The 11,888-nt window shown below is 72.9% G+C and carries 9 protein-coding genes and 1 tRNA gene; 2 read left to right on the top strand and 8 right to left on the bottom strand.

Going from position 1 to position 11,888, the window contains the following annotated elements; genetic code table 11:
- The coding region (locus J1M37_RS06330; protein WP_241250909.1) for an IS3 family transposase at positions 1 to 931 on the top strand (931 nt) is incomplete at its 5' end.
- A 271-nt stretch (positions 932 to 1,202) separates the two neighbouring features.
- Here the strand turns inward: J1M37_RS06330 and J1M37_RS06325 are convergent.
- From J1M37_RS06325 to J1M37_RS06290, 8 genes are all read right to left on the bottom strand, one after another.
- A tRNA-Pro gene (locus J1M37_RS06325) sits at positions 1,203 to 1,279 on the bottom strand.
- Between the two features lie 378 nt (positions 1,280 to 1,657).
- Positions 1,658 to 2,137 carry a hypothetical protein gene (locus J1M37_RS06320; RefSeq protein WP_123244159.1) on the bottom strand — a complete coding sequence of 160 codons (480 nt, stop codon included), beginning with the start codon at positions 2,135 to 2,137 and terminating at the stop codon, positions 1,658 to 1,660.
- Between the two features lie 104 nt (positions 2,138 to 2,241).
- Positions 2,242 to 3,780 (bottom strand): ribosome biogenesis GTPase Der, encoded by a 1,539-nt coding sequence (der, locus tag J1M37_RS06315; RefSeq protein WP_206452335.1) that lies wholly within the window; start codon positions 3,778 to 3,780, stop codon positions 2,242 to 2,244.
- Entirely contained in the window at positions 3,777 to 4,508 is a 732-nt protein-coding gene (gene cmk, locus J1M37_RS06310) for a (d)CMP kinase (RefSeq protein WP_041102682.1), read from the bottom strand. Before cmk ends, der begins: the two co-directional genes overlap by 4 nt.
- Position 4,509: 1 nt before the next feature.
- Positions 4,510 to 5,670 (bottom strand): prephenate dehydrogenase, encoded by a 1,161-nt coding sequence (locus tag J1M37_RS06305; RefSeq protein WP_063189213.1) that lies wholly within the window; start codon positions 5,668 to 5,670, stop codon positions 4,510 to 4,512.
- Entirely contained in the window at positions 5,667 to 6,623 is a 957-nt protein-coding gene (locus tag J1M37_RS06300) for a pseudouridine synthase (protein ID WP_036315713.1), read from the bottom strand. Before J1M37_RS06300 ends, J1M37_RS06305 begins: the two co-directional genes overlap by 4 nt.
- Positions 6,624 to 6,845: 222 nt before the next feature.
- Entirely contained in the window at positions 6,846 to 7,706 is an 861-nt protein-coding gene (locus tag J1M37_RS06295) for a ParA family protein (protein WP_036315755.1), read from the bottom strand.
- A gap of 241 nt (positions 7,707 to 7,947) precedes the next feature.
- Entirely contained in the window at positions 7,948 to 9,363 is a 1,416-nt protein-coding gene (locus J1M37_RS06290; RefSeq protein ID WP_206452334.1) for a cation:dicarboxylate symporter family transporter, read from the bottom strand.
- Positions 9,364 to 9,550: 187 nt separating this feature from the next.
- Between J1M37_RS06290 and J1M37_RS11780 the strand changes: the two genes are divergently transcribed.
- The gene (locus J1M37_RS11780) at positions 9,551 to 11,881 is read left to right on the top strand and encodes a response regulator (RefSeq protein WP_446724886.1); all 2,331 of its coding nucleotides are present in this window, start codon (positions 9,551 to 9,553) and stop codon (positions 11,879 to 11,881) included.
- Positions 11,882 to 11,888 lie beyond the last annotated feature (7 nt).

Raw genomic sequence — 11,888 nt, 5'->3', positions numbered from 1 at the left:
ACGAGCAACGCGGGCAAACCAGATGGCCAGCACCGGGCAGTTCCCGTGGCCATCACTGGGCAGTCCTCATGGCCGTCAGCGGGTCATTCCCTGGCCACCTATGGGCAGCTTTTCATGGCCGCTTACAGCCCCCTCGGCTCGCGCGGTGCGGGACGAGGAGCTGATCCCGCAGCTGGTCGAGCTCTGGGAGACGAACTACCGCGTCTACGGGGTCAGAAAGCTCTGGAAGACCGCGCGTCGCGCCGGGATCGACATCGGCCGAGATCAGACGGGCCGGCTCATGCGCGCCGCAGGGATTAAGGGCGCGACCAGGTCGAAGCGGGTGAAGACGACCCGGCCAGATCCGACCGCAGCGCGGCACCCGGACCTCGTGAAGCGGGAGTTCACCGCGCCTGCCCCGAACCGGCTCTGGGTCACCGACCTGGCGTTCGTGCCGACGTGGGCCGGCGTCGCGTACGTCTGCTTCATCGTCGACGCGTTCTCCCGGATGATCGTCGGGTGGCGGTGCGCGTCACACATGCGCACCGAGATGGTCCTCGACGCGATCGGGATGGCCCGCTGGTCCCGCGGCGCTCGCCACGAGGACCTGCGCTGCCACAGCGACGCGGGGTCTCAATTCACCTCCATTCGCTACGGCGAACGCCTCGCCGAGATCGGAGCGACACCGTCGATCGGGACCGTCGGGGACAGCTATGACAACGCCCTGGCCGAGACCGTGAACGGCTATTACAAGGCCGAGCACGTCCGCGGACCCGCACGGCCAGGTCCCTGGCGGACGGTCGAGGACCTCGAGCTCGCGACCCTCGGGTGGGTGTCCTGGCACAACACGCAACGCCTCCACGGCTACCTCGGCGACGTCCCACCCGCCGAGTTCGAGGACACGTTCTATGCTGTCGAAGCCGGCCGCGAACAGCTGGTCGGAATCAAATAGCGCGAGTCTCCATCAGACCCAGGGGGCTTCAGGGCCAACGCTCTGGTCACCGACGAGATCGATTTTGGATCGAGCCGCTCGGCCACTGAGGAAGTTCTGAATTCCCGGGGATATAAGTCGAGCCGAACGCCGAACCGTAGGGTCTGTCTCGATCAGTTTGTGCTAAGGAATATGTCAGGCACGGAAAGAGGCCCAGGCGCTCCCCTCGAGGGAGTACCTGGGCCTCATTCCATTTTCCCTCGTCAGATGCGGACTCTGACCCGTGGGAACGTGGTCGGGCTAGCGGGATTTGAACCCACGACCTCTTGACCCCCAGTCAAGCGCGCTACCAAGCTGCGCCATAGCCCGTGGCGAATCGCGGTCATCCGCGCTTCGGCACCCGATGAGCATACCCCACCGGCACCGCCGGGCGCGAATCGGAAGCGGGCCTGCCAGGTCGTCGTTGTCAGGGGCAAACCGCGCGACACCCCCGAAACGTGAACAAGGGGCCCACGTCCTCTTCACAGACGTGAACCCCTCATCCCTTGACCGAGGGCCACCCGACCGAGAGTCCCCCAGCGACCGCGGCCCCGGCGTACCGGTGGGCCTGGCGGTCTGCACGAACCCTCTCATGACTGAGGGTGCAGTCGTGCACGGGTGAAGCGTAACACGTCGAGCCGCTCCGATCCGCCGTTCCGGGCGGGTCGAAGAGGCGTGTCGGGGGGCTCACGGATCCCCGTCGCAGGATCAGTACGTGAAGGTCCGGTCCCCCACGCGGAATTCGACATCCTTCAGGTCCGGGATGGCGTTGCGCGCCCGCTCCGCCGCCTCCCGCATCGTGTCCTCGAGGACCTGGGGATCGGCATCGAGCAAAGACTGGCCGTACTCGATGACCACCTTTCCGTCCTCCCGGAGCGCCTCGACGTCGACGATGTCCGAACCGGAGGGCAGGGATCGCGTCAGGTCCTCGACGACCTCGGCGGCGCGCCGGTCCGCCTCCTCGAGGGCGCCCTCGGCCTCCTGGCGCAGCTGCCCCAGGTCCACGCGGTCCGAGGCGTCCGCCTCCAGCTCGCTGATCCGGTCCTCGGCCTGGGCGAGCCGGTCCTCCGCGCTCTGCAGCGCGGCCCGGGTCTCGCCGTCGTCGACCGCGCAGCCGGATGCGGCCAGCGCGAGCGCGGCCAGGGTGGCCAGGGACAGGGCGGCGGGGCGACGTCGGATGAGGCTCATGCCCACAGGCTACGCGGCGAAGGTGGAAGAACGGTGGGAGCTTGCCGGGACGACGACGTCCCCCGGCACGGCAGGCCGAGGGACGTCGTCGGGGCAGAGCCGGATCAGCGGCGGCGACCGCGCTTCTCGCGCACGCGCATCCCGATCTCGAGGGGCGTGCCCTCGAACCCGAAGGTCTCGCGCAGGCGGCGCACGATGAACCGGCGGTACCCGGGGTCCAGGAACCCGGTGGTGAACAGCACGAACTTGGGCGGCCGGCTCGAGACCTGGGTCGCGAACAGGATGCGGGGCTGCTTGCCGCCGCGCAGCGGGTGCGGGTGGGCCGCCACGAGCTCGCCGAGGAACGCGTTGAGCTTGCCCGTGGGGATGCGGGTGTCCCATGAGTCCAGGGCGAGGTCCAGCGCGGGGACGAGACGGTCCTTGTGCCAGCCGGTCTTCGCGGAGATGTTCACGCGCGGCGCCCACGCGACGTGCGCCAGGTCCCGCTCGATCTCCTTGGCCAGCTGGAGCCGCCGATCCTCATCCACCTGGTCCCACTTGTTGAACGCGATCACGAGGGCGCGACCGGAGTCCAGCACCATCTGGAGGATGCGCACGTCCTGCTCCGAGATCACGTGCGGCGCCTCGAGCAGCACCACGGCCACCTCCGCGCGGTCCAGGGCGGAGGCCGTGCGCAGCGACGCGTAGTAGTCGGCGCCGTGGGCCATGTGCTGCCGTCGACGGATGCCGGCGGTGTCCACGAAGCGCCACAGCCGTCCGCCGAGCTCCACGAGCTCGTCCACGGGGTCGCGCGTGGTGCCGGCCAGGTCGTCCACCACCACGCGGTCCGAGCCGGCCAGCTTGTTCAGCAGGGAGGACTTGCCCACGTTCGGCCGGCCCACGAGGGCGATCCGGCGCGGGCCGCCGCGCGGCACGAGACCGCCGTGGGCGGACTCCTCCGGCAGCGCCTCGAGCGCAGCGTCCAACAGGTCCGCGACGCCGCGACCGTGCACCGCGGACACCGGGTACGGGTAGCCGAAGCCGAGCGACCACAGGGTGGCGGCGTCGGCCTCCTGGACCATGTCGTCCACCTTGTTGGCGGCCACGATCACCGGGCGGTCCTTGCGGCGCAGCATCGAGACCACGGCCTCGTCCGTGGCCGTCATGCCGACGGTGGCGTCCACCACGAACACGACGGCGTCCGCCACGTCCACGGCCAGCTCGGCCTGTTCGGCCACGCGGCGGTGGATGCCCTTGGCGTCGTGCTCCCAGCCGCCGGTGTCGACCACGGTGAACTCGCGGCCGTTCCACTCGGCGTCGTAGGAGACGCGGTCGCGCGTCACGCCGGGCACGTCCTCCACGACGGCCTCACGACGGCCGATGATGCGGTTGACGAGCGTGGACTTGCCGACGTTCGGCCGGCCCACGATGGCCAGCACGGGCGGCACGGGCGCGTCGACGTCCTCGTCGGGCCCGAGCTGCCACGCGTCGAGGAGGGCGGCGTCGTCCTCCTCGAGCTCGTAGTCGGCCAGGCCGGCGCGCAACGATGCGGCTCGCGCCTCGGCCTCCTCCTCGGTCATGGCGGCGAGCCGCTCGGCCACCTGATCGTCGCCGGCGGGGACGAACTCGTCCTCACCGGAGCGGTGCTGGGGGTTCTCGGTCATCGTCGGCCTCCCTTCACGGCCGGGATGCCGGCCTGGTCCTCGACGGCGGCCAGGACGGCCGCCACGGTCTGCTCGAAGTCGAGCTCGGTGGAGTCCACGAGCGCCACCCCGTCGGCGGGGCGGTCGAACGTGGACACGGTGGCGTCGCGGGCGTCGCGCCCGGCCACCTGACGGTGCAGCGTGCCGGCGTCGACGCCGGTCTCCCCCGCCGCGGCCAGCTGGCCCGAGCGGCGGGCGGTGCGCACGGCCTCGGACGCCGTGAGCAGCACGCGCGCGTGGGCGTCCGGGGCCACCACCGTGGTGATGTCGCGGCCCTCGGCGACCATCCGGCCCGCGGCGGCGATCGCCGCCCGCTGGCGACGGTGCAGCTCCTCGCGCACCGGGATCACCACGGCGACGGTGGAGACCGTGTCCGTGACCTCGGGGCCGCGGATCGCCTCGGTGACGTCCGTGCCGCCGACCCGCACGGCCTCGACGTCCGGGTCGGTGGACTGGTCCAGGTCCATGGCGACGGCGGCCGCCGCCACGGCCTCCGCATCGGCCAGGTCGACGCCCTCGTTCAGGCAGTGCCACGCCACGGCGCGGTACATGGCGCCGGTGTCCAGGTACGCGGCGCCGAGACGCCGGGCCACGGCCTTGGACACGGACGACTTGCCCGAGCCCGAGGGGCCGTCCACCGCCACCACGAGCGGCGCGGGTGCGACGTCGTCGCGGGTGTGCTCGGTCATCTCAGACCACCTTCCATCCGGCGGCGGTCAGCGCCGCCACGAGTTCGTCCCTGCGGCCGGGCAGCACGGAGATCTCCACCATGCCGACCCGGTGGCCCGAGGCGTGCTCGAGCCGCAGGTCCTCCACGTTCACGTCCGTGCGGCCGACCTCGTCGAGGAGGGCCGCGATCTGCCCGGGGGCGTCGTCCACGATCACCGTGACCACCGCGAACGCCTGCGGCGGCGCCCCGTGCTTGCCGGGCACCCGTGCCCGACCGGCGTTGCCCTCGGCGATCAGCTGCGCCATGTCCAGCCGCGCCCCGGGGGCGGAGGGGTCCTCCAGGGTGCGGATCAGCCGGTCCAGGTCCGCCCGCAGCCCGTGCAGCGCCGGCACGATCCGCCCGGCGTTGCCGGAGAGGATCTGCACCCACAGCTGCGGGTCCGACGCTGCGATCCGGGTGGTGTCCCGCAGCCCGTTGCCGGCCAGGGCGAGCGCCTGGTCCGGGGTGTCCTGCAGGCGGGAGGCCACGAGCGAGGCGGCGATCTGCGGCAGGTGCGAGATCAGCGCGACCGATTCGTCGTGGGCGCGGGCCGCCATCCGGTACGGGGTGGCCTGCAGCGTCAGCGCGAGGGCCCGACCGGCCGCGAGGGCGCCCGGGTGCGTCGTGTCCGTCGGGCACAGCACCCACGGCGCCTGCGTGAACAGGGTGCCGCGGGCCGCCACGGGACCGGACCGCTCGGAGCCGGCCATCGGGTGCGTCCCGAGGTACCGGTCGGCGTCCTGCGGGGCCAGGCGGCCGTCGTCGACGGCAGCGCGCACGCCCGCGGCGACCGCCTCCTTCACCGAGGCGATGTCCACCACCACGGCCGCGGGCCAGCGGCGCAGCGAGTCGACCACGACGTCGGCGGTCACGTCCGGCGGCGCGGCCACGACGACGAGTCCCGGGGCGACGTCGAGGTCGTCGCCCTCGGCGTCCAGGCGGGCGGGGCGTCCGGCGCGGATGTCCGCGGCCACGGCCAGGGCGGCGGGCGAGGGGTCGTGCAGGCGCACGTCCACACCGGCCGCGCTCAGCCCGATGCCGATCGAGGCGCCCAGCAGACCGGTCCCCCGGACGAGCACGGGCTGCGGGATCCCGGCCGGGCCGTCACCGAGCTTGGCGGCGGACTCGGCGGGCGCGCTCACAGGCCGACCAGGGCCTTGAGGTGGCCCAGCTCCTGCGCGTTGAGTGCGCGGACGGTGCCCTGCTTCTGGTCGCCCAGCAGGATGGGGCCCACCTTGACGCGGACGAGCCGCTCGACCGGGTGGCCGATCTCCTGGAACATGCGACGCACGATGCGGTTCTTGCCCGAGTGCAGCACGACCTCGACGAGCACGTGGCCCGGCGTCGAGTCGACGAGCTTGAACGAGTCGACCTGCGCCACGCCGTCCTCCAGTTCCACGCCCTCGCGCAGCCGGTTCGAGACGCCCTTGGCCAGCGGGCCGCGGGTCTGCACCACGTAGGTCTTGGGGACCTCGTAGCTGGGGTGGGTGAGGCGGTTGGCCAGCTCGCCGTCGTTGGTGAGGATGAGCAGGCCCTCGGTCTCGTTGTCCAGACGGCCCACGTGGAACAGGTGCTCCTGCCCGGGCTTGAGGTAGGTGGCGATCGAGGGCCGGCCCTCCGGGTCCACCATCGTGGAGATCACGCCGCGGGGCTTGTTGAAGACGAAGTACTGCTTGGTCACGTCCGTCTGCACGGAGATGCCGTCCACCCGGATCACGGCCGTGGCCGGGTCCACGCGCACGCCGGGCTCGGTGACGACGACGCCGTCCACCTCCACGCGGCCCTCGGCGATGAGGTCCTCGCTCACGCGCCGGGACGCCACACCCGCCGCGGCCAGCACCTTCTGCAGGCGCTCGCCCGACTCGTCGTGGATGCGGTCGAGGTGGGCGGCCTTGGCCCGGGCGGCGCCGGCGCCGCGGCCGCGGCGACCGCGGGTGCGCGGCACGGCGTCCTCGTCGAAGGGGGCCTCCTCACGGGGGGCGGCGGCGCCGCGGCGGGCACCGATCTGTCGCTGGAAGTCGCGCTCCTGGAACGGGCCGCCCCGTCGACCGACGGCGGGGGTGCGTCCGGAGCCTCGCGGCTTGCGGGAGTTCATGGGGAGGGCGTCCTTTCGGGTGCGCGTCAACGGCGCCGGTCGGGCCGGCGGCGGACGGGTCAGGGGGTGAGGGACGGTCCGGAGACGGACACGCCCGGCTTCATTCTCGCAGATCGGCGGCGTCGCGTCTCCCGGCCACCGCTCCCCCGGCCGCGAGCGCGGAGAAAACCGGCCCGGTCCCGCGACGGGACCGGGCCGGCGTCGTCGGCGGTCAGCGGACGGTCACGGCGCGCCGCCGCGGCAGATCAGCTCGCGGGCGAGCTGCCGGTAGGCCTTGGCGCCGTCGTGGTTCTCGGCGAACAGGGTGATGGGCGTGGCCGCCACCGTGGCGTCGGCGAACTTGATGGACCGCTTGATGACGGTCTCGAACACGCGGTCCCCGAAGCCGGCCACGAGCGAGCCCACGACCTCCTTGGAGTGCAGGGTTCGCTGGTCGAACATCGTGGCCAGCACGCCGTCGATCTCCAGGTCCGGGTTGAGCCGGTCCTGCACCTTCTCGATCGTCTCGACGAGCAGGGCGACCGCGCGCAGCGCGAAGAACTCGGCGGTCAGCGGGATGATCACGCCGTGCGAGGCGGTCAGCGCGTTGACGGTCAGCAGGCCCAGCGAGGGCTGGCAGTCGATGAGGACCACGTCGTAGTCGTCGCGGACCTGGCGCAGCGCGCGCTCGAGGACCTGCTCGCGGGCCACCTCGTTGACGAGCTGCACCTCGGCCGCGGACAGGTCAATGTTGGCCGGCAGCAGGTCCATGTTCTCGAAGTCCGTGGACAGGATCGCGTCCTTCGCGGTCACGGACCGTTCCATGAGCACGTTGTACACCGTGGTGTCGAGCTCGTGCGGGTTCGCGCCCAGGCCGGCCGAGAGGGCGCCCTGCGGGTCGAAGTCCACCATGAGCACCCTGCGGCCGTAGCCCGCGAGCGCGGCGCCCAGGTTGATGGTGGAGGTCGTCTTCCCGACGCCGCCCTTCTGGTTCACCATCGAGATGATCCGCGCCGGGCCGTGCGAGGTCAGGGGCGCGGGCTCGGGGAAGTCGTGCTTGGGCCGGCCGGTGGGCCCGAGCACGGGCTCGCCGTGGATGGTCATCACGGGGATCGGTTCTCTCGAGGTCACGGCGGCGCCGGCTCCTTCCACGGTGGTCTGCACGCCCGGCCGCGGGCCGCGGCGCGCCGCGGCCGCCGTCGTCGGCGTGTCCGGATCTTCCCCCACCCTAGTGCCTGGCGTTCCCGGGACGACGGCGACGCCGGGGACGGGCCGGTGTCCAGGCTCGTCCCCGGCGTCGCCGGTGGTCGACGATGCGGCGTGCCGCGCGGGCCCGCCTCCTCCGTCAGCGGGCGGGGTTCCGGTCGCCGTCGGCGGCCATCGCGAAGTTCAGGCTGGAGTCGGGGTGACCCTCGTAGGCCTGCTCGGCGACCGTCGGGGACTGCTGCGGGTCGTGCGCGGCGCCGCCATGGCCGACCACGGTCGCCTCGTCGAACTTCAGCTCGCCGCTGAGGACGCGCCGGGCACGCTCGCCGTCGAGCTCGCCCACCCAGCGGCCGACGAGGAGCGTGGCCACGGCGTTGCCGGTGAAGTTCGTCAGGGCGCGGGCCTCGGACATGAACTTGTCGATGCCCACGATCACTCCCATGCCTCCGAGCAGCTCGGGTCGGTGCGCCTGCAGGCCGGCGGCGAGCGTGGCCATGCCCGCGCCGGTGACGCCGGCCGCGCCCTTCGAGGCGATGATCATGAAGACCAGCAGGCCGACCTGCTCGCCGAGGTTCATCTCCGCGCCCATCGCGTTGGAGACGAAGAGCGCGGCCATGGTCAGGTAGATGGCGGTGCCGTCCAGGTTGAAGGAGTAGCCGGTGGGCACGGTCACGCCCACGACGGACTTGTCCACGCCGGCGTGCTCCATCTTGGCGATCAGGCGGGGCAGGGCGGTCTCGGAGGAGCTGGTGGCGAAGATGAGCAGGTACTCCCGGCCCAGGTACTTCATGAGGGCCAGGATGCTCAGGCCGGTCACGACCTTCAGGATCGTGCCGAGCACCACCACGATGAAAACGATGCAGGTCAGGTAGAAGGCGCCCATGAGCAGCGCCATGGCGCCGATCGCGGACCAGCCTGTGGAGCCGACGACGGCGGCGATCGCACCGAAGGCGCCGATCGGGGCGACCCACATCACCATCGTGAGGAGGCGGAACACGACACCCTGGATCAGGGTGAGACCGCGCAGCAGCGGGGCGCCGGCCGGGCCCATCTGCTGCAGGGCGAAGCCCACGAGCAGGGCGATGAACAGGGTGGGCAGCACCGGCAGGGAGCCGGGGATGATGTCCAGCAGGAACTGGACGGTGCCGTCCGCCGCGGCCTGGGGCTTGTTCGGGTCGTAGGGCGTCAGCTTGAGGCCCTCGCCGGGGTGGATGAGGTTGCCGACGACGAGGCCGATGGCCAGCGCGAACGTGGACATCGCCATGAAGTAGACCAGGGCGATGCCGCCCACGCGGCCGACGGTCGCGGCCTTGGCGATCGAGCCGACGCCGAGGACGATCGTGCAGAAGATGACCGGGCCGATCATCATCTTGATGAGGGAGACGAAGCCGTCGCCCAGCGGCTTGAGGGACTTGCCGAACTCGGGGAAGAACAGGCCGACGGCGGCGCCCAGCACCACCGAGGCGATCACGGCGATGTACAGCCAGTGGGTGCGGTCCTTCTTCGTCGCCGGGGCCGGCGGGGCCGAGGTCTCGGCCGGTGGGGTGTGCGCCATCGGGCGTTCCGTTCTGTGCGGTGGTGGGGCGCCGCCGAGCGGTCCGCAACGGCGCGGGAGGGATGTGACCACTCTCGCGGCCCCGGGTGGTGTCGGTCACGATTGCGGTCATAGTGGTCACGGCGGCCGACGGACTGCAGGATCGTGGGGGTGGACCGGCGCGTCGCCGGCCCGAGGGAGGAGAGGCATGCGCCACCCGTGGTCGATCGCCCGGCGGATCGCCGTGGTCCACGTGGCGCTCGTGGCGGCCATCGCCCTGTTCAGCGTGTGGAGCGCCTACCTCCAGGCCCGCGAGGTGGCCCAGCGCGTCGAGGAGCGCCACGTCCAGGGCGTCACCACCCTCGTGGCGCGCGACCCCGCGCTCGTCTCGGCCCTGCGGGCCGGCGACGCCCCCGCCTTGCAGGCCGGGATCGACGGCTGGATCGCCGAGGCACAGGTCTCGTGGCTGACCGTGATGGACCCGGACGGGATGCGGTTGGCGAGCTGGCGCCCCGAGCAGGTCGGTGTCCGCTACCCGAAGCCGGTGGACGCCGTCGTCGCCGGGGACACCGTCGTGGAGCTCTCGAGCACCGGTGCGGCGGGCCGTTCGGTGCGCGCGCTCGCACCGGTCGTGGACCCGGAGGACGGCACCGTCCTGGGCGTGGTCACGACGGGCGTGCAGATCTCCGATGTCGCCATCATGGCCCAGGCCCAGATCCCCGGCATCCTGCTCGGCTCGGCCGCCGTGGCCGCCGTCGGCCTGCTCGTCGCCTGGCTCGTGGGCCGGTATCTGAACCGGGTGACGCTCGGACGCGGCCCCGAGCAGATCGCCGAGCAGTTCCTGCTGGCGGAGACGGCCATGGACTCGCTCGAGGCCGGCGTCGTGGTCCTCGCCCCGGACGGGCGGGCCCGCCTGCACAACGACGCCGCCGCGCGCCTGCTCGGCTGGGAGGGCGCGGGCGAGCCTCGACTGCCCACCGAGCTCTCCGCGGCCCTGCCGGGCGCGGTCAGCGGCGAGGCGAGCCTCGCCGCCGGCGGGCGGGTCCTCGTGGTGCAGCAGCGTGTCGTGCGGTCGCCCGGCCGTTCCGACCCCGGCGGGTCGGTCCCGCCGACGGCCCTCGCCGCGGCCGCCCGCGAGGGCGTGACCACCGCCCCGGCGGGATCGCGCGTGCTCGTCCTGCACGACCGCACCGACCTGCAGCGGCTCGGCAACGAGCTCACCGTGGCCCACACCCTGACCACGGCGCTGCGCGCGCAGACGCATGAGCACGCCAACCAGCTGCACACCGCCCTCGTCGAGTCGGGCCGGCTGGAGGCCGCCCGGGCCGTGCTGTCCCGCCGCGCCCCGGACGAGGAGGCCTCCGACGACGTCCTCGCCGCCCTGCTCGACGCGAAGGCCGCCCAGGCGCGTGAGCGGGGCGTGGCGCTGACCTGGTCCGCCGAGCTGACCGCGCCCGCCCCGCTGCGCCCGCTCGACCTGCTGACCGTGCTGGGCAACCTCGTGGACAACGCCCTCGACGCGGCCGCCGCACCCGACCTGTCCGCGGCAGACCGGTGGGTCGACGTCGAGGTGGTCTCGGACGCCGCGGGCCTGCTCGTGCAAGCTGGCCGACGGCGGCCCCGGACCCTCCGACGCGGACCGCGGCCGACTCTTCGACCGGGGCTGGTCGACGAAGCCCGTCGGCGCCGCCGGACGCGGCATGGGGCTGTGGCTGACGCGGCGGATCGCGGAGGAGGCCGGCGGGGTCGCGGACGTCGCGACCGACTCGGGCACCGTGTTCACCGTCGAGGTGCCCCGCACCCCCCGACCCCAGGAGGAGATATGACCGCCCGCCCGTACCGGGTGCTCGTCGTCGAGGACGAGCAGCTGACGGCCGAGACCTACGTGGCGCACCTGGACCGGCTGCCGGGCTTCGAGGTGGCCGCGGTGGCCGGCTCCCTGTTGGCCGCGCGGCAGGTCGCCGCGGCGGGCCTGCACGCGGACGGGCGCTTCGCGTTCGACGTCGTGCTGCTGGACATGAACCTGCCGGACGGGCACGGCCTGGACTTCCTGCACCAACTGCGCGCGGCGGGCTTCCACGGCGGGGTGCTGGCGCTCACCGCGGCCACCGACCTGCCGGTGGTGCGCCGGGCCGTCGCGTACGGCGTGACGCAGTACCTCGTGAAGCCGTTCGGGTTCGACGAGTTCGCGGATCGGCTGGGCGGGTTCCGCGCCGCCTCGGCGATGCTGGCCGGCGACGGCGCCCTCGACGGCCAGGAGCAGGTGGACGCCGTCTTCCGCGTCTCCCGCGAGCGGCGCGCCGAGGCCCTGCCCAAGGGGCTGACCGAGAGCACCCTGCGCGAGGTGGTGGAGCTGCTGGGGGCGGACCCGGAGACCGCCCTGAGCGCGGCCGAGGTGGGCGAGCGCCTGGGCATCTCCCGCGTGACGGCCCGGCGCTACCTCGAGCACCTCGAGCGGATCCGCCGGGTGCGGCGCTCGGCCCGGCACGGCGGCCGTGGCCGGCCCGAGCAGGAGTACCGCTGGGCCGGCCGCACGTGAGCGGGGC

Source organism: Micrococcus sp. KRD012, assembly GCF_017168555.1.
Taxonomy (GTDB): Bacteria; Actinomycetota; Actinomycetes; order Actinomycetales; family Micrococcaceae; genus Micrococcus; species Micrococcus luteus.
The sequence above is the reverse complement of the archived record's forward strand: the minus strand, read 5'-3'. Positions and strand labels throughout refer to the sequence as shown.